The following is a 24,192-nucleotide window of genomic DNA, read 5'->3' as shown; positions in this document are numbered from 1 at the left end:
GCCGCTCCGGCACAAGCGCTGGAGGCGCCCGCAGCGAGGCGCCACCGCCTGCGAGCCTTCCCCCATGACCAGCAAGACCACAGCCACTGCGCTGGCCGCTACCAGCAACCCGCGCCTGGGTATCGGCCTGTGCCTGCTGTCGATGCTCATCTTTGCCTGTCAGGACGGCATCACCAAGGTGCTCGTCCGCCACCTGCCGGTGAGCGAGCTGGTGATGGTGCGTTACTGGGTTTTCGTGCTGTTCGCGCTCATCGTCTGCCGTTCGCAGGGCGGCGTGCGCCAGGCTGCCCGCAGCGCCAGCCCCTGGCAGCAGGTGGTGCGCGCGTTGCTGGGGGTGGGTGAGATCGCGCTGTTCGGCCTGGCCTTGCGCTACCTCGGTTTGGCCGAGACCCACGCGCTCTATGCGGTCTTCCCACTGATGACGCTGGGCCTGGCGCGGTTGCTGCTCGGCGAGCGGCTGGTCGGCCGGCAATGGCTGGCGGCGGCTGTCGGGTTCGGCGGCACGCTGCTGATCCTGCGTCCCGGCATGGGCGTGTTCGAGCCCGCGGCGCTGATTCCGCTGGCGGCGGCGCTGACCTTTGCCTTCTTCAACATCCTCTCGCGGCGCATCAGCCAGACCGACTCCTTTGCCACCACCACGCTATATATGGCAGTTGCCGGAGCTGTATCGGTAAGCGCGGTTGGCCTGCCGGCCTGGGTCACGCCAACGCCTCACGAAGTCATGCTGATGTCGATCGTCGCCGTCTCCGGGGTCGTCGCGCAGTTACTGCTGATCCAGGCGCTGAAGTACGCCCAGGCCTCGACGCTGCAGCCGTTCAACTATTCGCTGCTGGCCTTCGCCACGCTGATCGGGCTCATCGTCTTCGGCGAGGTGCCGACCGCCTGGACGATCACCGGCGCACTGCTGATCCTGCTCGCGGGGTTGTTCTCGATCAGGCCGGCGGCCTAGTTCCGAGGCGGTGGGCCAGCCCGAACCTGGCGCACAAATAACAAGGCCGTATCGAGGGATACGGCCTTTTCTGTGCTGCCCGCGGATCAATCAGGCGTCAGGCTTCCTGGGCTTGGCGAGGGTGAATTCGGCGCGCTTGTAGGGCTCGGTCCGGCCATGCTTGCCCGCAGGGATTTCCTGGATCTCGCCGCCTTTTGAAAGAAATGCTGAGATTTTCTTATCCAGCTCCGATCGTTTGCTTTTCGTCTCTGACTCGGACATTCGGTCACCTGAGGTGATGAGCCACCTGGCTGGCGGCTAGCGGACACTATACCCACCTCGACCGATGAATACCGACCGCCCGGCCGATTTAAGCATTTTCATGCGAAATCGCTACTTATTCCCTGCCAGGTCTGTATGCTGGGCCTCTGCCTGCTCGGTTTAGCGGCACCGTCCGATGTTTTGTCTTCTTGATTCTCCATCTCTGCGGCCCCCTCTTCACTTCGCATACAGTCACGCCAGGCATGTCGCATGGCCTGATTTCCTTTTGATTGGAGATTCATCATGGCAACTCGCCAAACCGGTACCGTTAAATGGTTCAACGCCGAGAAGGGCTTCGGCTTCATCACCCCGGAAAGCGGCGCGGACGTCTTCGTCCACTTCCGTGCCATCGAAGGCACCGGCTATAAGTCGCTCGACGAAGGCCAGGTCGTGACCTTCAACGTCACTGCCGGCGCCAAAGGCCCGCAGGCCGAGCAAGTGCAAGTGCAAGTGCAAGTGCAAGTGATCTGACCGATCGTTCGCTGAAAAAGCCCCGCTGATGCGGGGCTTTTTTGTTTCTGCCGCCAGGTGCGCTGCGCCGGGCGCTGCCGATTCAATGGCGTGTTCCCAGCGCCTCGTCGACGAGGCCGGTCAGCGTCGGAAGGTCGAATGGCTTGTCCAGGAAACGGCAGGCGGGATAGTCGTCGCTCCATGCGCCGCCGGACATGATGATGATCGGAATGGTCGGAAACCGTCGGGCGACCTGCCGCGCCAGTTCGGCGCCATCGATGCTGCCGGGCATGGAGATATCGGTCAGCAGCAGTGCCAGTTGCCCGGGGTTGCCGTTGATCCAGGCGAGCCCGTCGTCGGCATTGCCCAGGACCACGGCCTCGATCCCGTGATCTTCCATGGCCATGCCCAGCATCCTGGCCAGGTTCGAGTCGTCATCGAGAATGAGCGCATAGCCGGTTGGTGCGGCGGGTGGGCTTCCGAGCTTGTCCATGCGATCTCTTCCTGCGGGGGATGTGCTGCGGTAGAGGGCCTTGCCGGCAATGCGTTCAGATTACCTGAGCAGACGGTTGGCCCGCTGACCGAAGGCTCTGCGGCGGGGAGCGCGAAGGCTGGCAGTGGTCGCTCTTTCGGCGCAGCTCAAAACCCTTGGAAGCGGGTGATAGACTCGGCGCTCAACCCAGTCTTGACCTGCCCAGGAGCCTTCCCCATGTTCGGAGTGACCGATTACGGCGCCTTCCTGATCGCCTTCGTGGTGCTCCTGGCCATTCCCGGTCCCGGCAACTTCGCCTTGATCACAGCGACTGGCAAGGGCGGCGTGAGGGCAGGGTTGGCGGCCACCTGCGGGGTGATCCTGGGCGACCAGGTGCTGCTCTGGATGGCGGTGGCGGGCGTGGCGACGCTGCTTGCCACTTACCCATCGGCCTTCCAGGCGGTACAGTGGCTGGGGGCGGGCTACCTGGCCTGGCTGGGCCTGCGCATGCTGATGAGCAAGCCCGGGGCCGCTTCGCGGTAGAGCCGCATGGACAACGGTCACTACCTGCGCCAGACCATGCTGATCACCTTGCTCAACCCGAAGGCCATCGTGTTCTACATGGCCTTCCTGCCGTTGTTCATCGACCCGGTGAAGCATCAGGGGCTGGTGACCTTCGCCTTCATGGCAGTGACGGTTGCGGTAGTGACCTTCCTATATGGGCTGGTAGCCGTGCTGCTGACCCATCGGCTGGCCGAGCGCATGCGCGCGAATCCGCGTGTCGCCAATCTGCTGGAGCGGCTGGCCGGGGCGTGCCTGCTCGGTTTCGGCATCAAGCTGGCGGCGATGCGCTAAGCCGCAGCGGAGCATCCGCTGTCCCGAAGGGAGGGCTCGAAAGACCGGCCCTTCGTCATGCGCCGCCCGCATTGTCAGCGAGGTAGGCGACCTGCTTTGATAACCCCATCTTCCCAACCCTGATGGCGGCGAATGGAAACCATGCTCAACGAATCCCCCGTACCCCAGACAGTCGACAGCCCGATCACCCGCAGCGCGATCTTCCTCGTTGCGACGTTGACGCCGGGTAAGGACTGGAGCCCGGTTCGAGCCCTCTGCGAGGACGTGGCGGCGCTGGTGCGCTCGGTCGGCAAGCGCGTGCCGGCGGGCAACCTGTCCTGCGTGGTGGGCTTTGGTTCGGCGGCCTGGGATGCACTGTTCGGCACCCCGCGTCCGGCGTCCCTGCATGCCTTCCGCCAGATCGGCACAGGCGAGCGGGTCGCCGTCTCCACGCCGGGCGATCTGTTGCTGCACATCCGCGCCGAGCAGATGGACCTCTGTTTCGAACTGGCGTCGCAACTGGTCGCGCGCCTGGGCGATGCGATCACGGTGGTCGATGAAGTCCAGGGTTTCCGCTATTTCGACATGCGCAGCATCATCGGTTTCGTCGATGGCACCGAGAACCCGGAAGGGCGCGAGATTCCGCACTTCACCCTGATCGGCGAGGAAGACGCGGCGTTCGCCGGCGGCAGCTACGTCCTGGTGCAGAAGTACCTGCATGACATGGCCGGCTGGAACCAGCTTCCCACTGAAACCCAGGAGCGCATCATCGGCCGCACCAAGCTGGCCGATATCGAACTGGGCGACGACGTGAAACCGAGCTGCTCGCACAGTTCGCTGACCACCCTGGAGAAGGACGGCCAGGAAGTGAAGATCCTGCGCGACAACATGCCGTTCGGCAGGCCCGGGGCAGGGGAGTTCGGCACCTACTTCATCGGCTACGCCCGCTCGCCGGCGCCGGTGGAGGAAATGCTGGAGAACATGTTCATCGGCCGCCCGGCCGGCAACTACGATCGCCTGCTGGACTACAGCAAGGCGGTGACGGGCAGCCTGTTCTTCGTGCCCTCGGCCGACCTGCTCGAAGCGCTGGCAGACAGGGCGCCCTGAGCGCTCAACCGGCAACCCGCGCCGGGAAGCACTCCACCAGCCAGTCGATGAACACTCGCAAACGGTGGGTGACGTAGCGGTTCTGCGGGTAGACGACGTGGAAGGGGTAGGGCGGTGGGCGCCATTCCTCGAGGATTTCCACCAGCGTGCCGTCGCGCAGGGCGGCGCCGGCGGCGTAGGAGAAGGTCTGGATGATGCCCAGGCCGGCGACGCAGGCAGCCAGGTGCGCGTTGCTTTCATTGACGCCGATGCGGTACTCGATTTTCAGCTCGCTGCGTTCGCCATCGCGCTCGAAGCGGAAGGGTACCGCGCGACCATTCTGCGGTGACAGGTAGCTGACCAGCCGGTGGCCGTTGCGCAGTTCCTCGGGGTAGGCGGGGATGCCGTTGTGGCGCAGGTATTCGGGCGAGGCGCAAGTAACCATGGTCGCCTGGCCGATGCCGCGCGCCACCAGCGACGAGGCGTCCAGCGCGCCGCCGCGGATCACGCAGTCGACGTTGTCGCCGATCAGGTCCACCGAGCGGTCGGACACGCCCAGATCGATGCATATGTCCGGGTAGCGCGCCAGGAAGTCCGGCAGCAGCGGTATCAGTACGTCCCGCGCGGTCGAGCCGCCGACATCGATGCGCAGATGGCCGCGTGGCTTGCTGCGGGCAATGTTGAAGGACGAGTCGATGTCTTCCAGGTCACGCAATACGCGGCTGGCCTTGGCGTAGTAGTCCTGGCCTTCGGGCGTCACCATGACGCGTCTTGTGGTGCGTTGCAGCAGGCGGACGCCCAGGTGCGCCTCCAGCTCCTGAACCAGCTTGCTCAGGGTGGCGTTGGGCATGTCCAGCGAGTCGGCGGCGCGGGTGAAGTTGCCGGCTTCCACCACGCGGGCGAAGGCACGGATGGCCTGGAGCTGGTCCATGGGAACTCCTCTGAGGGGATCGCCTGATTATCCATGGGCATGGATAGTCATTCCATTGTATGCGCTTTTTCCATCAATGGCCGGGCCCTAGAGTAGCGCCATGCCTCACCGCGAAGCCGCGCCAGATGCCGGCCAGGGGGCAGAACCCTCAACTCGCAAAGCTCAGGAGCTCATCATGAACAAGTCCCTCACTGGTAAAGTTGCACTGGTCACCGGCGGCAGCACCGGCATCGGCCTCGGCGCCGCACAGGAACTCGCCGCGCAAGGCGCCCGCGTCTTCATCACCGGCCGCCGCCAGGCTGAACTGGACGCCGCCGTCGAAGCCATCGGCCCGGCCGCCACGGCCATTCGTGCCGACGCCTCGGTGCTCGCCGATCTCGATGCGGTGTACGCACAGATCGCGAAAGCTGCCGGCCGACTGGATATCCTCTTTGCCAACGCCGGCGGCGGCGACATGCTCCCGCTGGGCGCGATCACCGAGGAACACTTCGACCGAATCTTCGGCACCAACGTGCGCGGCGTGCTGTTCACCGTGCAGAAGGCATTGCCCCTGCTGGTCGATGGCGCGTCGGTGATCCTCACCTCGTCCACCACCTCGATCCAGGGCACTGCCAACTTCAGCGTGTACAGTGCGAGCAAGGCCGCCGTGCGCAACTTCGCCCGCTCCTGGGCGCTGGATCTGAAGGACCGGGGCATTCGCGTCAATGTCGTCAGCCCCGGCCCGGTCCGCACTCCCGGCCTCGGCGACCTGGTGCCCGAGGACGCGCGCCAGGGCCTGTTCGATGCGCTGGCCAGCCAGGTACCGCTGGGCCGGCTGGGCGAACCTCGCGAAATTGGCAAGGCAGTGGCCTTCCTGGCTTCGGAGTCGGCCAGCTTCATCAACGGCATCGAACTGTTCGTCGATGGCGGCATGGCACAGGTCTGACCATTCCATGGGCCGGGCAGGGCGTGCATCCTGCTGCGGCCTGTGTGGCTCTGGTGTGCTGGCCCGTTTGCCCTTTACAGTCGCGGCAAGCCAGTTTTCAAGAGAGGAGCCGCCAGCCATGAATGACACGTCAACCGACCTGCGAAACTGGTTCGACCAGGGCGGCCAGGCCTACGCGCGCTTCCGCCCCGAGTACCCGGCGGAGCTTGCCTCCTGCCTGGCCTCGCTGGCTCCCGACCGGGCGCTGGCAGTCGACGTGGGGTGCGGTAGCGGCCAGCTGACCCGGCAATTGGCCGAGCATTTCAGTTCGGTTGTCGGCTTCGATCCCAGCGCGGAGCAGATTGCCCATGCCGCGCCCCGCGCGAACCTGAGCTACGCCTGCGCCCAGGCCGAAGAACTCCCGCTGGCTGACCGCAGCGCCAGCCTGATCACGGCGGCACAGGCCGCGCACTGGTTCGACCTGCCCAAGTTCTACGCCGAGGTCCGGCGAATCGCCGAGCCCGACGCGGTCCTGGCGCTGATCAGCTACGGCGTGCTGCACCTGGACGGCGATCCGGGCAAGCGCTTCGAGACTTTCTACTGGCAGGAGATCGGCCCCTACTGGCCCGCCGAGCGTAAGCTGGTGGACAGCGGCTACGCGACCCTTGATTTCCCCTTCGCCGAGTTTCCGGGGCCGGAGATCGCCATCCGCCTGGAATGGACCCTCCACGAGTTCCTCGGCTACGTCTCCACCTGGTCGGCAGTGCGCAGCGCCCGGGAAGCCGGGCGCGAAGACCTGCTGCAGCACTTCGCCGCCGACCTGGCCGAGCGCTGGGGCGACCCTGCCGCGCGGCTTGCGGTCAGATGGCCGATCAACATGAGGATTGGGCGGGTGTGAACCCCCCCTCATTCATCGGGGTGTGCATGACCTTGCAGTGCTTCGTTCGGCGATTGAGGGATCGAAGCGCTCGCTGGTGTCCATACGGACATTGCGCAGGGCCAGCGTCTCCAGATGCGCTGCGTGGAGGAGTTCCGAACGGTAGCTGATCAGGATCGTGCGGCGGCGGGCACCGTTGATGTTCAGGCTGCCCGCGTGCACCAGGTCGACGTCGAAGACCAGGATGTCACCGGCCCGCCCGCTCAGATGCACGGCAGCGGACTCGTCCAGGAAGTCGAGCGGCGCCGCTGCGGAAGCAGGTCGATGGCTGCGGGGAACGATCCGGGTGGCGCCATTTCCCTGAGCGAAGTCATCGAGAAAGGCGAGGGCGCTGACCATGTCGCCCGGGCGCCGGGCCGACAGATCGCGATGCAGTTGTTGATGACCGCCGCCGGGCAAGGGCTCGCGCCCTTCGACCTGGGCGAGGAAGAAGCGCTCGCCGATCAGCATGCCCGCTGCCGACAGCAGTTGCGGCAGGCGACACGCCGCCTGTACGGCCGGCTCCAGGTCCATCTGCGCATGGCGCCAATCCATTCCGCGGGGCACCGGCCATTGATCCGATGGCAGGACATTGGCCTCGAAAGCCGCACGCAGCTCTTCGAGCATCGCGTGCGGGATCACCTGGCGCAGCAGCGCGTAGCCCTCCCGGTGAAGTTCTGCCTGATCCAGCATGGCTTGATCCATTTCCCTCTCGTCCATGATCGCGGCCCCAAGGGCCAGTCCAGAGCGTCTGCTGCTTGAGGTCGGCAGGTCATCGGTGCCGGCCGGCTGCCTAGCGTACGAAGGATTTCTGCTACGGCCAATATCCGGCGCTTGCGGAGTACCGTAGACTCCCGCGATCTGCCGGGGAGACCACTATGCATAAAGGGATTTGGCTAGGTTTGGGGTTGTCGTTGTGCGCATCGGGGGCAGCCCACGCGGCGCAGCCCGGCCAGGACGACCCGCTGCTGTCGAGCCCGTCGACATCCAGCGGGGCCGGCGATGTCCGGGGCATCCTGCGCGCGCGTGACCAGGCGATGCTGTCCAGCGAGTTGGCCGGGCGCATCCTGGAGATGCCCTTCGCCGAGGGGCAATCCTTCCGCAAGGGCGACGTACTGGTCCGTTTCGATTGCTCCGCGTATCAGGCCCAACTGAACGCCGCGCAGGCCGGTGCCAAGGCGGCCGGCGAGCAACTGGCGCACAACCGCCAGCTGGCGGCGCTCAACTCGGTAGGGCGCTTCGAGGTCGCGCTGGCCGAGGCCAAGCTTGCCGAAGCCCAGGCCCAGGCCCAGGTCTACCAGGTCCAGGTGCGCCGCTGTGCGCTCACCGCGCCCTACGACGGCCAGGTCGTGCAGCGCAAGGCGCAGCCTTTCGAAAGCGTCAGTGGTGGTGCGCCGCTGCTGGAAATCGTCGACAACCGCAGCCTGGAAATCCGCCTGCTGGTGCCCTCGCGCTGGGTCGCAAGGCTCAAGGCGGGGCAGTCCTTCACCTTCGTTCCCGATGAAACCGGCGAGCCGCTGCAGGCCGAGGTGAAACGCCTGGGTGCGCGGATCGACGAGGGCAGCCAGATGTTGCCGCTGATCGCCACCCTGCCGGCCGAGACCAAGGGCCTGCTGGCCGGCATGAGCGGGACGGCACGCTTCGCGGAGACGCCATGAACGCACCGCAGGTCGGCCTGGCCGAGCGGCTCTTCGCCCAGTTCCTCGAGCTGGAGCGCCAGGCCCGCGCAGCAGGAACGGTCGAGCAACTGGCTTATCACATCGTCAACGACGGGCAGGCGCTGTTCGGCTACCGCCACGCGGCGCTGCTGATCGCGGGCAAGGTGCAGGCGCTGACCGGCATCAGCGTCGTCGAACCCAATGCGCCCTTCGTCGCCTTCGTCGAGCAGGCCTGCGCCCAACTGCAGAGGCGCGGTGCCCTGGACAAGCCGCAGCGCGTCGACTTCCAGGCCCTGGGCGCGCAGCAGCAGGCTGATTGGCAGGCGCTCTCCGCCGGAGACGTCTTCTGGCTGCCGCTGGCGGACCAGCAGGGGGCTGCCTTTGGCGGCCTCTGGCTGGCCCGCGAGCAACCGTGGAGCGAAGCGGAGCAGGCGCTGCTGGTGCAACTGGGCGATGCCTACGCCCATGCCTGGAAAGCCCTGCAGCCGCGCAAGCCCTGGCGAGCGCGTTGGCCGAAGAAGAAGTTGTCGATGATTGCCGCCGGGCTGTGCCTGTTGCTGCTCGTACCCGTGCGCCAGTCGGTGCTGGCGCCGGCTGAGGTCGTCCCGCTGGACGGCCAGGTCATCGCCGCCCCGCTGGACGGAGTGATCCAGCAGGTGCTGGTCAAGCCCAACCAGACGGTCAGGGCCGGTGACCTGCTGGTGCGTTTCGACGCCACCACCCTGCAAGCGCAGGCGGACGTGGCCGAGCGGTCCCTCGGCGTGGCCGAGGCCGAACTCAAGGCCAACTCGCAACGCGCTTTCTCCGACGCCGAATCAGGCGCCAGGGTCGATCTGCTGGCGGCGCGAGTGGAGCAGAAGCGCGCCGAGCGCGACTACGCCCGGGACCTGCTGGCACGCGCCGAGGTGCGGGCGCCACGCGACGGCATCGCGGTATTCGCCGACGCCGAGCGCTGGACCGGCAAGCCGGTGCAGACCGGCGAGCGCCTGATGGAGCTGGCCGATCCTCGCCAGGCCGAGCTGCGCATCGACCTGTCGGTGGCCAATGCCATCCGCCTGGCGCCAGAGGCGGAGGTCCAGCTATTCCTCGACAGCGATCCGCTGAACCGCCATGCCGCCCGCCTGTCACGCAGCGCTTATGAGGCCCAGCCGGTCGCCGGCGGGCAACTGGCCTACCGTCTGGACGCGCGCTTCGACGCCGCGCCGCCGCGGATCGGTCTGCGCGGTACCGCCAAACTCTATGGCGAGCGAGCGCCCATCCTGCTCTACGTGTTGCGTCGTCCCCTGGCGGCGCTTCGTCAGACGGTGGGCTTCTAGATGGTATTGCCGGCGCTGCGCGCCGACTTGCAGCTATCGCCGGGCGCCCCGGCGCTGGATGGTTCGCCGCAATGGACACTGGCCGACCCGCTGCGCGGGCGCTACTTCAAGCTTGGCGTGGCGGCGATGCGCCTGTTGCGCCACTGGGCGCTGGGTGATCCGCAACGGGTGCTGCGAGCGGCCAACAGCGAAGGTGGGGATCTGCTGGGCGAACAGGAGTTGCAGCAGTTGCTCACATTCCTCCGCCAGCAGGACCTGATCAGCTCGGCCGACGGCGAGCAGCGCAGCAGCTACGGGCAGAAGGCCGCGTTGCAGCGCCACGGGCTGTGGAAATCGCTGTTGCACCAGTACTTGTTCTTCCGAATTCCGTTGTGGCGGCCGGATGCCTTCCTCAACCGCGCCTGGCCCTGGTTGGCCCGCCACGGCGGGCCGCTGCTGCGGATCGGCCTTCCGTTGACCCTTGGCCTGGGCCTGTTGCTGGTGGCGCGTGACTGGGATCGTTTCCTCGCGACCTTCCCGCACCTGTTCAGCTTTGGCGGTGCCCTGGCCTTCGGTGTCGCGTTGCTGTTTGCCAAACTGTGCCACGAGTTCGGCCATGCGTTCATGGCCAAGCGCGCCGGCTGCCGGGTGCAGAGCATGGGCGTGGCGTTCATGGTGATGTTGCCGTTGTTCTATACCGACGTCAGTGACGCCTGGCGCGTCAACGACCGGCGCTCGCGGCTGCTGATCGGAGCGGGAGGCGTGTTGGCCGAGCTGACGCTGGCCTGCGTCGCGCTACTGGCCTGGTCGCTTCTGCCGGACGGGCCTCTGCGTACGTCAGCCTTCATGCTTGCCAGTGCGACCTGGGTCACTACCCTGTTGGTCAACCTCAATCCGTTCATGCGTTTCGACGGCTACTTCCTGCTCAGCGATCTGCTGGGCGTCGAGAATCTTCAGGGACGAGCCTTCGCCTTGTGCCGCTGGCGTTTGCGCGAGGCACTGTTCGACTACGGCGATCCGATGCCCGAGCCCTGGCCTGATGGACTGCGCTGGCGCCTTCTACTGTGGGGATACGGCTCCTGGCTATGGCGCGCGGCGCTGTTCCTGGGGATCGCGCTGACGGTCTATCACCTGTTCTTCAAGGTGTTGGGCATCTTCCTGATGCTGGTGGAGCTGGTGTGGTTCATCGGCCTGCCGATCTGGCGCGAATTGCGCGAGTGGTGGCAGCGGCGCGGCCAGGCCCAGCCTGGACGCCTGTTTCTGGGCGCCGCCGGGCTGGCGGCGCTGCTGCTGGTACTGCTGGTGCCCTGGCGTGGCAGTGTGGAAATTCCCGCGGTGCTGGAGGCTACGCGCGCGTCGGCGCTCCACGCGCCGCTGGCGGCCATGCTGAAGCGGATCGTGGTAAGCGACGGACAGAGTGTGGCCGCTGGCGAATTGCTGCTCGAACTGGAGTCCCCCGATCTCGCCGCGCGGCAGAGCATTACCCGTCGGGAAATTGAAATCACCCAGCTGCAATTGCGGCGCCAGGCCGGCCGAAGCGAGACAGCTGCCGATATCGGCGTGCTGGAGCAGCGCCTGGCCGAAGCGGTGGCCGAGTACCGCGGCCTGGCTGCGCAACGCGAGCGTCTGGAAATCCGCGCGCCTCATGCCGGAGTGGTACGAGACCTGCTGCCTGAACTGGTTCCCGGTCTCTGGTTGTCCCCGCGCCAGGTACTGGCGCGAGTCGTGGAGCCGAGTGTGCGCCTGCGCGGTTACGTCGCCGAGCAGGCGGTGTGGCGGGTCGAACCTGGAGCGGTGGGCCGCTTCGTTGCTGACGATCCATCGCGCCCGGCGCTCCCGGTGCGCCTGGAGTCGGTGGATGCTACCGGTACTTCGCACCTCGACCTGGAAGCCCTGGCTTCCGACCGCCAGGGACCCCTCGCCGTCCAGCGCGACGGCGAGGGGCGCGCACAGCCGGTTCAGGGGCAATATGCCGTGCGGCTGAGTGCGGACCAGGCAGTCGAGCTGACGCAGCCGGTGCGCGGAGAGGTGGTGCTGGACGCCAACGGCGAGTCGCCGCTCAGCGCCATCTGGCGAAGGTTGGCGGCCCTGGGAGTGCGTGAAAGTGGCTTCTGACTTCCGCCTGCCGGCCTGCGCCCGGCTGCCGTTGCGTTTCTCGACTCAGGGGCTGGAGGTCGCCTTGGCTGCGTTGCCGGCCAGCGCCTGGGTCACTCATTTCAACACTGCGTACCATACCGGAGGCTGGAGCGGCATCAGCCTGCTGGCCCCGGAGGATTCGAACCACGCGCTGTCGGCGGGGCAGGGTAGTGGCACGCAGCCGCCCTGCGCGACACGCTGGTACGGCCCGCCCTGGCAGGAGCTGTTGCGGCGCATCGAGATGCCCGTGCGTTGCGCCCGCCTGCTGCGCCTGGAAGCGGGTAGCAGCATCCGTGAACACTGCGACCCGGACCTGGGCGACCCCGAGGGGGATGTGCGCTTGCACCTTCCCATTTTCAGTGGGCCAGGAGTCGAGTTCCTGCTCGAGGGGCAGGTGGTGCCGATGGCGCCGGGAGAATGCTGGTTCCTCGACCTGGCACGGCCGCATCGGGTGGAGAATGTCGGCGAACAGGCGCGGGTGCACCTGGTGGTCGACGCCCGGCGAAACGACTGGCTGCGCCGGCAGATCACCCGCGGATTGCAGGATACCCCCGCGTGCCGGCCGGCACGTTCGACCCTGGCGTTCGCCGAATTCCGCCGCCAGCTGGAGCGCCGCGCGGACCTTGCCGCGGCGCTGCGGGACCTTCAGGACCCCCGAGACTTCTGCGAGCGCGCAGTGGCGCTCGGAGCCGGGCTCGGGCTGCGCTTCCAGGATGACGATGTCCGTGCGGCCATGCGCCAAGGACGTCAGGCCTGGCTGGATCAACGGAGTTACTGATGGATGGGTGCGATGACTGGAAAGGCTGGCTGCCAATTCGGGTGTTCGCTGCGGGAGACGACTGGCGGGTCGACTGGTGCTGGTTCGGCTCCACGCCGTTAAGCGAGCCATTCTTCAGCGACAGTGTGCGCCGGGCACTGCGGTTGCCGTTCAACCAGGCGATGCGTCGGGAAAGCTCGCTGGACGCCATGCGTCAATGGCGCGAAGCAAGTCCCGGTGTGGCGCCGAGCCTGTTCATCCATCATGCCTCGCGATGTGGCTCGACCCTGCTGGCGCAACTGCTTGCCAGCGACGAGAAGAACATCGTGGTCTCCGAGGCTCCGGCGTTGGACACGCTGCTGCGCGCTGGGCTGCAGGCTCCGGAGCTTGCAGCCGAAGCGGGCGAGGGCGTACGTGGGTTGCTCAGCGCCTATGGTCAGCGGCGCCTCGGCACGGAGCAGGCCCTGGTGGTGAAGCTCGATGCCTGGAATGTTTTCCAGGCATCGAGCCTGCACCAGCTGTATCCCATGACGCCGAGCCTGTTCGTCTATCGCGATCCGCTGGAAATCGTCGTCTCGCACCTGCGCCAGCCCGGCATGCACATGGTGCCGGGACTTCTGGGCGCGATCTCTCTGGACTCGTCCGGGGCCCTGAATGGGGTCGACAGAGTGGCCCGGCACATTGGGCAGATTCTGCACGGCGGCCTGCGGCTCTGCCGTGAGTCGGGGGCCGTGCCGGTGAACTACAGCGAACTGCCGGGTGCGGCCTGGCACCGGCTGGCGGCTCTGTTGCGCGTTGAGGCGGGGGACAGGGAGCGCCTGCAGGCGGTAGCAGCCTCGGACGCCAAGCAGCCCGGCATGGCCTTCAGCCCGGACAGCGAGCGCAAGCGTGCGGCTGCAGACGAGGTGGTGCGAGCGGCGGTGGAACGCTGGGCGAGGGCGCCCTACGTGGCCCTTGAGGCCCTGCGCCTGCAGGAGGCGTAAGGGCGTTGTCGTAGGGGAAATAGTCAGGCTGATCGAATTCAGACAATAGTTTGCGAAAAGACTGGTTAGTTGTGTTGGAATCAGGTGGCAACTTGCCTTCAGCATCATGTAGTCTTGCGGAAAAATGCGTGCGCGATTAAATAACAATAGGGTGTAGGTAGCTTCCCAGGCTGCCGTATGAAAGGACTCACAGCACCATGACTTCACTCGCGTTGAGGTTCCGCCCCGCTGTGGACGCTGACTTGGCGTTCCTGCGCGCCCTCTATGCGAGCACCCGTTCCGCTGAGCTGGCCCAGGTAGCCTGGGAGCCCGCCGCCATCGGTGCCTTTCTCACCCAGCAGTTCGACGCCCAGCACCACTACTACCAGGCGCATTTTCCCGACGCCGAGTACCTGCTGATCGAGGCGGACGCCCAGTCCGTCGGCCGCGTCTACCTCCACTGGGGCGCCACCCATCTACAGATCATCGACCTTGCCCTGCTGCCCAGCCATTGCGGCCTGGGGATCGGGACCCGTGTGCTCGTGCAGTTGCTCGAATGCGCCGATGCCCGGGGCCTGAGTGTCGGCTTGCACGTAGAGAACTACAACCCGGCCCAGCGCCTGTATGCCCGCCTGGGTTTCGTCGTGGCCGGCGAAAACGGCGTCTATCACAAGCTGCGCCGGTTGCCCCGCGCCGTGCCACGGGCGATCGCGCCTGCCGCCGTCTTGTCGTGAAGGAAAACTCCATGTACCCGATGCCCACCCAGCATGGCCTGCAGCAGGCGCAAGGTTCGCGCTTCCAGTTGTGGATTGCCCCGGATCAGGCCCTGGACGTTGAACTGATCGAGGTGCTTGTCGGTAATCCAATGAGTGCTGAGTACGAGAGCTTCAGCGCCGCCTTCGCCTTGCCCGAGCAGTGGGACCTGCCCCAGGCGCTTTACCGCCTGTCCCCACCTGGTGAGGAGGGGTGGTTGCTGCTGTTGACCCCTGTGCAGCCTGCTGCCGATCGCCGCGCGGTGCTCCAGGCGGTCTTCCATACCCGCAAGGCGGCGTAGCGACCCATTCCGGCGGCTGCGAGCCTGGCCGTCATTTCCAGCGATTGGTACCAAGGAGAGGCAATACGTGGAACCCTTTATCGGTGAGATCAAGATGTTCGGTGGCAACTTCGCACCGCGTGGCTACGCATTCTGCCAGGGGCAGCTCATGTCGATCGCGCAGAACTCGGCATTGTTCTCGCTGCTGGGCACGACGTACGGCGGCGATGGTCAGGTCACGTTCGGCCTGCCCGACATGCGCGGCCGCAGCCCCGTCGGCCAGGGGCTAGCCCCCGGTCTCGGGCCGATCAACCTGGGCCAGGTCGGTGGTGTCGAGAACACCACGCTGACTACCAACCAGATGCCGCAGCATACGCACACTGTGACATTCGGTTCGCCGCTGACCGCCACTGGCCAGGCCGCGATCCCCGCTGCGTCGGCCAGCACGGCGACCCAGGCAGCTCCGGCTGCGACCACGGTACTCGGGCCGATCGCCGCAGGCGGCCGCCCGGGCACGCTGTACTCCACCACGGCGGCGGATACTACCCTGCAGCCCTTCACCATCACCTGCAGCGGTAACGTACCGAACGGGACTGCCAGCATTGCTGGCGGTAGCCAGCCTTTCTCTGTGCGCAACCCCTACCTGGGCATCAATTTCATCATTGCGTTGGAAGGGGTCTTCCCGTCGCGCAACTGATCGCTCGTTTTCGACCGTAAAAGCAGTAAACAGTGGAGCGGGGCGCACCCGCTCCCGACCAAGAGCAGTGGAGGTGGGTCATGTGGTGGAACAAGGCGAAGCGTGCAGTACCGGTCAAGGCACCGGTGATGCCGGCCCTGGCGATGGCGCTGGAACCGCGCATGCTGTTCGACGGTGCCGTGGCCGCCACCATGGCCGAGGCCGCTGATGCCAAACCGACCGCCGACACCGCCGCGAAGGTCGCCCAGGCCCACCCGTCGCAGGACAACAGTGTCCACGAGGCGAGCAAGGACAACCTCTCTGCCGTACCCGCCGGCACCTCCGACCACCGCCAGGAAGTGGTGTTCGTCGACGCCAGTGTGAAGGGCTACCAGCAGTTGGTGGCCGGCCTCAAGCCGGGTACCGAAGTGGTGGTGCTCGACGCGAACAAGGACGGCCTGCAGCAGATTGCGGATTACCTACAGGGGCGTTCCGGCATCGATTCGATCCATATTCTCAGCCACGGCGACGTGGGCAAGGTCCAACTGGGCAATACCTGGCTGGACGGTTCGAGCATCGCCCTGCGCAGTGACCTGCTCACCAGCATCGGCCAGGCGCTGGACAAGAATGGCGACATCCTCCTGTACGGCTGCCAGGTGGGCGCCGACGGTGCGGGCCGTTCCTTCGTCGATCAACTGGCCGATGCCACCGGCGCCGACGTCGCCGCCTCAAACGACATGACCGGCGCCACCGCGCTGGGCGGCAACTGGGTGCTGGAAGTCAGCCACGGCGCCGTCGAGGCGGCGGCGCTCGACGTGGGCGACTTCCGCGGCCTGCTGGTGAGCTTCAATGACGACTTCAGCACCAATACAGGGGTGAGCAGCAGCTTTACCCGAGTACTGGGCGGTGTCAGCTACACCTATACCTTCACCAGCGCCGGGGACGGTGGCGACACGGCCTGGGAGAGCGCCAATGGCGAGGCCAACGGCGCATCGATCAACCTGCAGTCCACCACGTTCGACGTTACCAAGACCGAGGTGTTCACCATCGCTCGCACCGATGGCGCCGATTTCACCTTCACCAGCATCTACCTGAACAACACCGCCGGCGACACCATCACCGTCGCGGGCTACCGCGATGGCGTACTGGTCGGGACGGCCCAGACCGTCTTCATGGGGCAGCAGAGGACCCTGAGCTTTGGTGGTATCCGCGTCGACGAAGTGCGCATCAGTGGCAACGATTTCTTCAACACCAACATCGACAGTTTTGCCGGCGACCCTGTTCCGCCGAGCACTGCCCCGACGGTGACCGCCACCGCCAGCAACCCCAGCTTCACCGAGAACGGCACCGCCGTGGACCTGTTCAGTGGCGTGGTCGCCGCGAGCAACGATGCCGGCGAGACCTTCACCGGAATGACGCTGCGGGTGACCAACGTCAGCAATGGTGCCAGCGAGTTCCTGAACATCGGTGGCGTCGACATCGCGTTGAGCAACGGCAGCAGCGGCACAATTGCCGGCATTGGCAGCTATAGCGTGAGCCTTTCCGGTGGTACGGCACTGATCACCCTGAGCAGCCTGTCGCGCGATAACACGCAGATGGCGCAGCTGATCGACGGCATTACCTACCGCAACAGCAGCGATAACCCAGGCAGCACCACCCGTGCCGTCACCGTCGTGACGGTGACGGACAGCGGGCCGAACAACAACAGCGCTTCGCCGAACCTCACCTCGAGCGTTGCCGTCAGCCCGGTGAATGATGCCCCGACGCTGAATCCCGCCAACAATTCGGTGAGTTACACCGAGGGTGGCAGCTCTGCTGTGCTGGTGGGCAGCCTGGTACTGGCCGATGCCGACAGCACGACCTTCCAGGGAGCCACGGTCATCATCAGCGATTTCCGCTCGGGTGACGTGCTGTCGGTGAGCGTTTCCGGTGGCTTCTCGGCGACCTACAACGGCACGACCGGCGTGATGCAGATCAGCGGCAGCGGCTCGCTGGCCTCGTTGCAGGCCGTGCTGCGTTCGGTGAGCTATTCGTCTTCTTCGGACGACCCCACCTTCGGCGGTACCGACATTACTCGCCAGGTCAACTTCACCGTGACCGACGCCGAGGGCGGCACTTCCAACCTGGCCACTGCGCAGGTAACGGTGACCGCCGTGAACGACGCTCCGACATTGTCCGGTGGACCCTACGCGTGGGCCGGCACCAGCGAAGACGCCACGTCGAGCGCGGTCAGCGTGTCCTCGCTGTTGTCCGGCGTCAGCTACGCCGATGGCGATGGCCCGAACAGCGGCATTGCCATCATCGCCAGCACCGGCAGTGGCGACTGGCAATACTCCACCGATGAGGTGACCTGGACCCAGGTGGGCAGCGTCAGCGGCACCAGCGCCCTGATGCTGTCGGCCACCACCCAGTTGCGCTACGTGCCCAACGGGCAGAATGGCGAGACGGCGGCGCTGTCGTTCCGTGCCTGGGACGGGAGTGTCGGCATCGCTTCCACTAACGGTGTGCGCAGCACGAGCGACACCAGCACCAATGGTGGGACTACCGCGTTCTCCAGCGGCACGGCTCAGGCGATGCTTATCGTCAGCAGCGAAAACGATGCGCCCGTGTTGACGCCGACGGCGCCCACGCTCACTGGGCTGACCGATTCCGACATCAACAACGTCGGCCAGGCTGTCTCCAGCTTCCTCGGCAGTGTCAGCGACGTCGACAACGGGGCGCTGACGGGCATTGCCATCACCGGCCTGAACGCCGGTAACGGCACCTGGCAATACAGCGTGAATGGCGGTGCCAGCTGGCAGAACGTCGGAGTGGTCTCTCTCAATTCGGCGCTGCTGCTGCGCAGCAGCGACCGCGTGCGCTTCGTGCCGGACGGCATCAATGGCACCAGCGCAAGCATCACCTACAGAGCCTGGGACCAGACTGACATCACAGCCGGCCTGCAAGGCACCAAGGCCAATGCAACCGGCGCAGGTGGCGGCTCGCCGTACTCCATTGGCAGCGACACGGCATCCATCACCGTTACAGCGATCAACGATGCGCCGCTGGTGACCAGCAGCGGCGGCAGTGCGGCCTTCGTCGAGGGCGCGGACGTGGCCTCAACGCCCGTGCAAGTCGATAGCGGCCTCACGGTATCGGACAGCGATTCTCCGCTGCTCTACAGCGCCACCGTGAGTATCACCGGCAACTTCCAGGGCATGGAGGATACGCTCGGCTTCACCAGTAACCCGGCCACCATGGGTGACATCGTCGGCAGCTACGACAGCAGCACCGGCAAGCTGATGCTCAGCTCTGCCGCCGGCGCCAGCGTTGCACAGTGGCAGGCGGCGTTGCGCTCGGTGACCTACAGCAACAGCTCGGACACCCCGAACACCTCAACCCGGAGCATCAGCTTCAGCGTGAGCGACGGCACGCTCGACAGTGCCGCGGCCACGCGCACGGTGACCGTGACGGCTGCCAACGACTCTCCGCAGCTCAGCCTGCCCTCGGTGATCAACCTCCTTGAAGATAGCGCTGGCGGTATCACCGGCATCAGCGTTTCCGACGTCGATGCGGGCACCGGCAACGTCCAGGTCACCTTCACTTTGCCTGCCGGCTACGGCACCCTGAACGCGGCGGTCAGTGGCACCATCGCCGTCGGCACGGCGATGTACAGCGTGATCCTTACCGGCCGCGTCGCCGACATCAACGCCTACCTTGCCGGCAACAACCTGACCTACATGCCGTCGCCGAACTACTTCGGTGACGTCAGCCTCGACGTTCGCGTGAGTGACCTGGGCAACAGCGGTGGCCCGGCGCAGACCAGCAGCGGCAGCCTGACGCTGCACGTCGAAGGGGTGAACGATGTCCCGAACCTCCCCGTGGTGCCGTCGTCCCCAGTGAGCGGCAGCGAGGACGTGCCCCTGGTGCTGACCGGCATCAGCTTCAGCGATGTCGACGCCGGCTCCGGACAGGTCGAGGCAAGTTTCAGCGTACTGCCCGGCAGCGGCACCTTCAGCGCGTTGGCGGCAGGCGGCGTGACGCTGACGGGCTCGGGCAGCAACCACCTGGTGCTCAGCGGCACACTGAGCGATATCAATGCTTTCATCGCCAGCGGCGCAGTGAGCTACCTTTCGGCGGCCAATGCATCGGGCACTGTTACCGTGACGGTCAGGCTCGATGACCTTGGTAATACCGGTATGGGCGGCAACATGTATGCGTCGAGCACCTTCAACCTGGCCATCAGCCCGGTGAACGACGCCCCGGTGAACAGCGTACCGGGAACCCAGTCGGTGCTTGGTGGCCAGACGCTGTTCTTCGGCGTCGGCACCGGCAACCCGATTTCCATTTCGGACGTGGATGTGGGTAGCGGAACCATGCGGGTGACGCTCACCGCCGTCAACGGGACGATCACCCTGGGCAGCGTCACCGGTCTGACGTTCAGCGTCGGCAGTGGTTCCGCTGACAGCACCGTCACCTTCGATGGAAGCCTCGCCGATATCAACCATGCTCTGGCCGGCATGAGCTTCAGCCCCACGGCCGGCTACAACGGCCCGGCCTCTCTGCAGATCGTCAGCAACGACCTGGGGCAGTCCGGAAGCGGCGGCAGCCAGACCGACAGTGACTTCATCCTGATCACGGTGGAGCAGCCCAACCCGCGTATCGTCAGTGTCAGCGCCGGCAATCCGGATGGCACCTACAAGGTGGGCGACCTGATTGTGGTACAGGTCCAGTTCGACCGGTCGGTGTTCGTCAACACCAGTGGTGGCGTCCCCAGCCTGTTGCTGGAAACCGGCCTGGTCGATCGCGAGGCGGTCTATATCAGCGGCTCGGGCAGCAACATCCTGACGTTCCAGTACATCGTGCAGGCCGGAGACCGCAGCGCCGACCTCGACGCCCAGAGCACCACGGCATTGCGACTCAATGGCGCGGTACTGGCCAACGCCAACAACGACCTGGCGATCCTGACGTTGCCCACCATCGGCGGCGCGGACTCCCTCGGTGGTCGCAGCGATATCGTGATCGATGGCGTGGCGCCCACGGTCACCAGCGTCGGCGTGCCGGCCAACGGTACCTACGTGGCGGGGCAGAACCTCGACTTCACGGTGAACTTCAACGAGAACGTCATCGTCGACAGCAGTGGCGGTACGCCGCGCATCGCCGTGAACCTGGACAGCGGCGGTACCGTCTTTGCGCAGTACGTCAGTGGCAGCGGCGGCAGCGCACTGGTGTTCCGCCTGGTGGTGGCCAGCGGTCAGCTGGACGCCAACGGCATCACCCTCGGCTCGTCCATCCAGGCCAACGGCGGTACGTTGCGCGACGCTGCCGGCAACAACATCGTCAATGGCCTCAATAGCGTGGCAAGCACCAGTGGCGTGCTGGTCGATGCCGTGGTGCCCACGGTCAGCAGCGTCAGTGTGCCGGTCGGCGTTCCCTACAATGCCGGCGATACCCTGACCTTCGTGGTCAACACTAGCGAGGCGGTCGTGGTCAACGGTGTCCCGCGGTTGGCCCTGGATATCGGCGGCCACACGGTATTCGCCGATCTGGTCGCCGGCTCCGGTACTTCGACCCTGGTGTTCCAGTACACCGTCCAGGCGGGTGACAACGACGCCGACGGCATCAGCGTGGGCGCTCTGTCGGCCAACGGCGCTACCTTGCGCGATGTCGCCGGCAACGACATGAACCTGACGCTCAACAATGTAGGCGGCACCAGTGGCGTTATCGTCGATACCGTCGCACCGACCCCCAGCGTCATCGTCACCCTCGACCCGTCGCCGACCAATGCCGGCAGCGTGCGTTACACCGTGACCTTCAGCGAGAACGTCAGTGGCGTCGACCTGGGTGATTTCACCCTGGTCGGCAGCGGTACTGCCGCCGGCAGCCTGAGCGGCCTGCAGCAGATCGACGCGCGCACTTACCAGATTACCGTCAGTGGCATCTCGGGGACGGGCACGTTGGGCCTGAACCTCAACGGCAGCGCAACCGGCATTGTCGACGCGGCGGGCAACCCGCTGAGCGGCGGGCTGACCGGCGCGGTGTACAGCGTCGACCGCGATGCGCCGACCATCACCGCGGTCAGCGTGCCGCCGGGCGCACTGAACATCGCGGGCAGCACCCTCGAGTTCGTGGTGCAGACCAGCGAGGCCGTGGTGGTGGATGGCTCGCCGAAGCTGTCCATCGACATGGGCGGGCGCACTGTCTATGCCGACTACGTCAGCGGCTCCGGCAGCACCAGCCTGGTGTTCCGCTACACCGTCCAGGCTGGCGACAACGACGCCGATGGCATCCAGGTCAGCGGGCTTTCCGCGAATGGCGGCTCCCTGCGCGATGCCACCGGCAATGCGCTGAATCCTTCCCTGAACGGCGTTGGCGACAGCCACGGCGTGCTGGTGGACACCCGCGCGCCCACGGCGACCGGCATAGTGCGCCTGGACCCGTCACCCACCGGCGCAAGCACGGTGAACTTCCTGGTGACCTTCGACGAGGACGTCAGCGGCGTCGATGCCAGCGACTTCTCCCTGCTGACCAGCAATTCCGCCAAGGGCAGCATCCTCTCCGTCGTGCAACTGGACGCGCGTATCTACCGCGTGACCGTCGGCAGCGTGAGCGGGCAAGGCAGCCTGGGCCTGACGGTCAACGCCGGCGGCATCAATGATGCCGCCGGCAACGCCCTGGGCAGTTCCCTGCGCGGCGACAGTTACGTGATCGGCTCGCTGTCCGATGGCGATCCGGAGTTCCGCATCACCACGCCGCCCGTGCCGGCTACGTCGTCGCCGACGCCGTTGCAGCCCAACGTGCCAGTGCTGGTCACGCCACAGGGCACTTCGCCGGTGCTGCCGCCCTCGCTGTTCCAGAGCGAAGGTGCCGGTGGCCTGCCGCCACTGGGCAATATCTTCGTGCAGAACGGTGCGCCGTCGCAGAGCTTCATCGCCCAGGCCTTTGGCAGTTCGTCGTTCGGCGATGGCAGTGGCAAGGGCTTCCTCGGCTTCGGCGGCGGCGATGCCGGGGTATTCGGCAGCAGCACGCTGGCGGGCATCTTCGATCGCAACGGCAGCGACGAGAACACGCCGCTCAAGGCCTTCGACCGCCGTAACGGCGATATCGACCAGGGCATCCGCGGTGTCTTCGGCGCGCCGAGCCTGGCGCAGCAGCTGGAGCAGATCCACGAATCCGAACAACAACCAGTGCGTGAGCTGGCCTGGGCGCTGGGGCAGGTTGCCCAGGGCCGCGACGCATCCTGATCAGCTCATCTAAAAGCAGAACAAGCACAGGAACGAAGCCGTAACGAGGGGGACGGCCAGGGATGAAAAAACACACGACTTTGCTAGGGATCAGCTTGTTGGCGCTTGCCGTGTCGGGCTGCGCCGTTACTACGCAACCCATCGACCGCAGCGTCAGCGAGCAACGTGCCCGCGACGACCTGCAGGCGATGTTCAAGGATCAGGAGCCGCTCAGCGGCCCGCTGACCCTGCACGAGGCCATGGCCCGCGCGGTGAAGTACAACCTCGAGTCGCGCCTGAAGGTGATGGAAGAGGCGCTGTCGCGCCGACAGCTCGACCTCGCTACCTTCGACATGCTGCCGCGCATGGCGCTCGAAGCGGGTTACGCCGGACGCAACAACCAGAGCGCCTCCAGCAGCCAGAGCGTGCTGACCAACACCCAGTCGCTGGAACCTTCCACCTCGCAGGACCGTGACCGCGATGTCGCCGACCTCACCATGGTGTGGAACGTGCTGGACTTCGGCGTCAGCTACGTCAGCGCCAAGCAGCAGGCCGACCAGCGCCTGATCGTCCAGGAGCGCCGGCGCAAGGTGGTGCAGACCATCATCCAGGACGTGCGCTCGGCCTATTGGCGCGCCGTCGCCGCGCAACGCCTGCTGGATCGCATCGATGCGCTGATGGCGCGGGTCGACAGTGCGCGCAAGGACAGCCAGCAGATGAGCCAGCAGCGCATTGGCGATCCGGTCCAGGCACTGGGCTACCAGCGCGCTCTGATCGAGGCCAGCCGCCAGCTGGAAGAACAGCGCCGTGCGCTGTCGCTGGCGAAAACCGAACTCGCCACCCTGATCAACCTGCCGCTGGGCACCGAGCTGACCCTCGCCGCGCCGGAAGGTTACGACGTGCCGGAACTAAAGGTAGGCATCGAGCAACTGGAGCAGCAGGCCCTGGCCAGCCGCCCGGAACTGCGCGAGCAGGACTACCAGGCGCGCATCAGCGCCGCGGAAACCCGCAAGGCCATGCTGCGCCTGCTGCCGGGCCTGGAGTTCTCCGCCGGTGGGCACTACGACTCCAACAGCTTCCTGGTCAACAACCGCTGGGCCGACTACGGCGTGAAGGTCACCTGGAACCTCTTCAACGTCCTGTCCGCTCCGGCGGCCATCGACGTTGCGAAGGCGGGCGAGGACGTCAACGTGGCGCGCCGGCAAGCCATGTCGATGGCCATTCTGGCGCAGCTCTACGTGGCCAACGCCAACTACAACGAGGCGCGCCGCCAGTTCGTCACCACGCAGGAGCTGGCCAGCCTGGATAACCAGATCGTCGGCCAGTTGCGCAACCGCCACCAGGCACAGGGCATCGGTGAACTGGACCTGATCCAGGGCGAGCTCAACGCCCTGCAGGCGGACCTGCGTCGCGACCTGGCCTATGCCGAGCTGCGCAACAGCTACGGCCAGGTGTTCGCCTCGGCCGGCGTCGACCCGCTGCCCAGCAATGCTCCGGACACGAAGCTGAGCACGCTGGCCAATGGTCTGGCCGAGAAGGAACACCAGCTCGATAGTGGCAACGTGCAGTAAGACGCGGGTAAGGCACCGGTGCGCCAGGTGAATGGCGCACCGCTGCACGAAGCCATGGTG

At 66.1% G+C, this 24,192-nt stretch carries 19 protein-coding genes and 1 pseudogene; 16 read left to right on the top strand and 4 right to left on the bottom strand.

Features of this window, described 5'->3' with window-relative positions:
* Positions 1–64: 64 nt before the first annotated feature.
* Positions 65–949, top strand: a complete 885-nt coding sequence (locus LDJ84_RS17870) for a DMT family transporter (protein ID WP_226045161.1) — start codon at positions 65–67, stop codon at positions 947–949.
* A 90-nt stretch (positions 950–1,039) separates the two neighbouring features.
* Here LDJ84_RS17870 and LDJ84_RS17865 read toward each other — a convergent pair whose 3' ends face one another.
* Complete coding sequence (locus LDJ84_RS17865) at positions 1,040–1,210, bottom strand: hypothetical protein (RefSeq protein ID WP_164488274.1); 171 nt, start codon at positions 1,208–1,210, stop codon at positions 1,040–1,042.
* Between the two features lie 282 nt (positions 1,211–1,492).
* On the opposite strand from LDJ84_RS17865, the gene LDJ84_RS17860 reads away from it, so the two are divergent.
* Positions 1,493–1,720: a cold-shock protein gene (locus LDJ84_RS17860; protein WP_226045160.1), complete on the top strand. Its 228-nt coding sequence runs from the start codon at positions 1,493–1,495 to the stop codon at positions 1,718–1,720.
* Positions 1,721–1,802: 82 nt separating this feature from the next.
* Here LDJ84_RS17860 and LDJ84_RS17855 read toward each other — a convergent pair whose 3' ends face one another.
* Positions 1,803–2,192: a response regulator gene (locus LDJ84_RS17855; RefSeq protein WP_226045159.1), complete on the bottom strand. Its 390-nt coding sequence runs from the start codon at positions 2,190–2,192 to the stop codon at positions 1,803–1,805.
* Positions 2,193–2,408: 216 nt separating this feature from the next.
* On the opposite strand from LDJ84_RS17855, the pseudogene LDJ84_RS17850 reads away from it, so the two are divergent.
* Both LDJ84_RS17850 and LDJ84_RS17845 read left to right on the top strand, forming a co-directional pair.
* A pseudogene (locus LDJ84_RS17850) lies at positions 2,409–3,026 on the top strand (LysE family transporter).
* A gap of 141 nt (positions 3,027–3,167) precedes the next feature.
* On the top strand, positions 3,168–4,112 hold the full coding sequence (locus LDJ84_RS17845) for a Dyp-type peroxidase (protein ID WP_038803654.1): 945 nt from the start codon (positions 3,168–3,170) through the stop codon (positions 4,110–4,112).
* 4 nt (positions 4,113–4,116) lie between these two features.
* Here LDJ84_RS17845 and LDJ84_RS17840 read toward each other — a convergent pair whose 3' ends face one another.
* On the bottom strand, positions 4,117–5,022 hold the full coding sequence (locus LDJ84_RS17840) for a LysR family transcriptional regulator (protein ID WP_226045158.1): 906 nt from the start codon (positions 5,020–5,022) through the stop codon (positions 4,117–4,119).
* A gap of 175 nt (positions 5,023–5,197) precedes the next feature.
* Between LDJ84_RS17840 and LDJ84_RS17835 the strand changes: the two genes are divergently transcribed.
* The gene (locus LDJ84_RS17835) at positions 5,198–5,947 is read left to right on the top strand and encodes an SDR family NAD(P)-dependent oxidoreductase (RefSeq protein WP_226045157.1); all 750 of its coding nucleotides are present in this window, start codon (positions 5,198–5,200) and stop codon (positions 5,945–5,947) included.
* A gap of 118 nt (positions 5,948–6,065) precedes the next feature.
* On the top strand, positions 6,066–6,824 hold the full coding sequence (locus LDJ84_RS17830) for a class I SAM-dependent methyltransferase (RefSeq protein WP_024763777.1): 759 nt from the start codon (positions 6,066–6,068) through the stop codon (positions 6,822–6,824).
* Between the two features lie 12 nt (positions 6,825–6,836).
* On the opposite strand, the gene LDJ84_RS17825 is transcribed toward LDJ84_RS17830, so the two are convergent.
* Positions 6,837–7,535: a phytanoyl-CoA dioxygenase family protein gene (locus tag LDJ84_RS17825; RefSeq protein ID WP_226046599.1), complete on the bottom strand. Its 699-nt coding sequence runs from the start codon at positions 7,533–7,535 to the stop codon at positions 6,837–6,839.
* Positions 7,536–7,720: 185 nt separating this feature from the next.
* On the opposite strand from LDJ84_RS17825, the gene LDJ84_RS17820 reads away from it, so the two are divergent.
* The 10 genes from LDJ84_RS17820 (at position 7,721) to LDJ84_RS17775 (ending at position 24,132) form a co-directional block, all read left to right on the top strand.
* Positions 7,721–8,500, top strand: a complete 780-nt coding sequence (locus LDJ84_RS17820; RefSeq protein ID WP_226045156.1) for an efflux RND transporter periplasmic adaptor subunit — start codon at positions 7,721–7,723, stop codon at positions 8,498–8,500.
* Entirely contained in the window at positions 8,497–9,816 is a 1,320-nt protein-coding gene (locus tag LDJ84_RS17815; protein ID WP_226045155.1) for an efflux RND transporter periplasmic adaptor subunit, read from the top strand. Before LDJ84_RS17820 ends, LDJ84_RS17815 begins: the two co-directional genes overlap by 4 nt.
* Positions 9,817–11,910 (top strand): HlyD family efflux transporter periplasmic adaptor subunit, encoded by a 2,094-nt coding sequence (locus LDJ84_RS17810; protein WP_226045154.1) that lies wholly within the window; start codon positions 9,817–9,819, stop codon positions 11,908–11,910.
* The gene (locus LDJ84_RS17805; protein ID WP_226045153.1) at positions 11,894–12,709 is read left to right on the top strand and encodes an aspartyl/asparaginyl beta-hydroxylase domain-containing protein; all 816 of its coding nucleotides are present in this window, start codon (positions 11,894–11,896) and stop codon (positions 12,707–12,709) included. Before LDJ84_RS17810 ends, LDJ84_RS17805 begins: the two co-directional genes overlap by 17 nt.
* Positions 12,709–13,671, top strand: coding sequence for a sulfotransferase family protein (locus LDJ84_RS17800; protein WP_226045152.1), 963 nt, complete (start codon positions 12,709–12,711; stop codon positions 13,669–13,671). Before LDJ84_RS17805 ends, LDJ84_RS17800 begins: the two co-directional genes overlap by 1 nt.
* A gap of 197 nt (positions 13,672–13,868) precedes the next feature.
* Complete coding sequence (locus LDJ84_RS17795; protein ID WP_024763783.1) at positions 13,869–14,384, top strand: GNAT family N-acetyltransferase; 516 nt, start codon at positions 13,869–13,871, stop codon at positions 14,382–14,384.
* 11 nt (positions 14,385–14,395) lie between these two features.
* Positions 14,396–14,704 (top strand): DUF6916 family protein, encoded by a 309-nt coding sequence (locus tag LDJ84_RS17790; protein WP_024763784.1) that lies wholly within the window; start codon positions 14,396–14,398, stop codon positions 14,702–14,704.
* A gap of 67 nt (positions 14,705–14,771) precedes the next feature.
* Positions 14,772–15,380: a phage tail protein gene (locus LDJ84_RS17785; protein ID WP_024763785.1), complete on the top strand. Its 609-nt coding sequence runs from the start codon at positions 14,772–14,774 to the stop codon at positions 15,378–15,380.
* Between the two features lie 80 nt (positions 15,381–15,460).
* Positions 15,461–22,582 (top strand): DUF4347 domain-containing protein, encoded by a 7,122-nt coding sequence (locus LDJ84_RS17780; RefSeq protein WP_226045151.1) that lies wholly within the window; start codon positions 15,461–15,463, stop codon positions 22,580–22,582.
* A 62-nt stretch (positions 22,583–22,644) separates the two neighbouring features.
* Positions 22,645–24,132, top strand: a complete 1,488-nt coding sequence (locus tag LDJ84_RS17775) for a TolC family protein (protein WP_037006866.1) — start codon at positions 22,645–22,647, stop codon at positions 24,130–24,132.
* Positions 24,133–24,192: the final 60 nt, after the last annotated feature.

Source organism: Pseudomonas sp. HS-18 (assembly GCF_020401845.1).
Classification (GTDB): Bacteria; Pseudomonadota; Gammaproteobacteria; order Pseudomonadales; family Pseudomonadaceae; genus Pseudomonas; species Pseudomonas nitroreducens.
Note: the sequence above shows the minus strand (reverse complement) of the source record. Positions and strands in the feature narration are given on the sequence as shown.

What these genes read in the sequence shown, in the direction of transcription:
- LDJ84_RS17800 (WP_226045152.1), top strand. Translation starts at nt 12,709, where the DNA reads ATGGATGGGTGCGATGACTGGAAAGGCTGGCTGCCAATTCGGGTGTTC.
- LDJ84_RS17860 (WP_226045160.1), top strand. Translation starts at nt 1,493, where the DNA reads ATGGCAACTCGCCAAACCGGTACCGTTAAATGGTTCAACGCCGAGAAG.
- LDJ84_RS17775 (WP_037006866.1), top strand. Translation starts at nt 22,645, where the DNA reads ATGAAAAAACACACGACTTTGCTAGGGATCAGCTTGTTGGCGCTTGCC.
- LDJ84_RS17825 (WP_226046599.1), bottom strand. Translation starts at nt 7,535, where the DNA reads ATGCTGGATCAGGCAGAACTTCACCGGGAGGGCTACGCGCTGCTGCGC.
- LDJ84_RS17830 (WP_024763777.1), top strand. Translation starts at nt 6,066, where the DNA reads ATGAATGACACGTCAACCGACCTGCGAAACTGGTTCGACCAGGGCGGC.
- LDJ84_RS17780 (WP_226045151.1), top strand. Translation starts at nt 15,461, where the DNA reads ATGTGGTGGAACAAGGCGAAGCGTGCAGTACCGGTCAAGGCACCGGTG.
- LDJ84_RS17870 (WP_226045161.1), top strand. Translation starts at nt 65, where the DNA reads ATGACCAGCAAGACCACAGCCACTGCGCTGGCCGCTACCAGCAACCCG.
- LDJ84_RS17820 (WP_226045156.1), top strand. Translation starts at nt 7,721, where the DNA reads ATGCATAAAGGGATTTGGCTAGGTTTGGGGTTGTCGTTGTGCGCATCG.
- LDJ84_RS17815 (WP_226045155.1), top strand. Translation starts at nt 8,497, where the DNA reads ATGAACGCACCGCAGGTCGGCCTGGCCGAGCGGCTCTTCGCCCAGTTC.
- LDJ84_RS17790 (WP_024763784.1), top strand. Translation starts at nt 14,396, where the DNA reads ATGTACCCGATGCCCACCCAGCATGGCCTGCAGCAGGCGCAAGGTTCG.
- LDJ84_RS17865 (WP_164488274.1), bottom strand. Translation starts at nt 1,210, where the DNA reads ATGTCCGAGTCAGAGACGAAAAGCAAACGATCGGAGCTGGATAAGAAA.
- LDJ84_RS17795 (WP_024763783.1), top strand. Translation starts at nt 13,869, where the DNA reads ATGACTTCACTCGCGTTGAGGTTCCGCCCCGCTGTGGACGCTGACTTG.
- LDJ84_RS17845 (WP_038803654.1), top strand. Translation starts at nt 3,168, where the DNA reads ATGCTCAACGAATCCCCCGTACCCCAGACAGTCGACAGCCCGATCACC.
- LDJ84_RS17810 (WP_226045154.1), top strand. Translation starts at nt 9,817, where the DNA reads ATGGTATTGCCGGCGCTGCGCGCCGACTTGCAGCTATCGCCGGGCGCC.
- LDJ84_RS17840 (WP_226045158.1), bottom strand. Translation starts at nt 5,022, where the DNA reads ATGGACCAGCTCCAGGCCATCCGTGCCTTCGCCCGCGTGGTGGAAGCC.
- LDJ84_RS17855 (WP_226045159.1), bottom strand. Translation starts at nt 2,192, where the DNA reads ATGGACAAGCTCGGAAGCCCACCCGCCGCACCAACCGGCTATGCGCTC.
- LDJ84_RS17835 (WP_226045157.1), top strand. Translation starts at nt 5,198, where the DNA reads ATGAACAAGTCCCTCACTGGTAAAGTTGCACTGGTCACCGGCGGCAGC.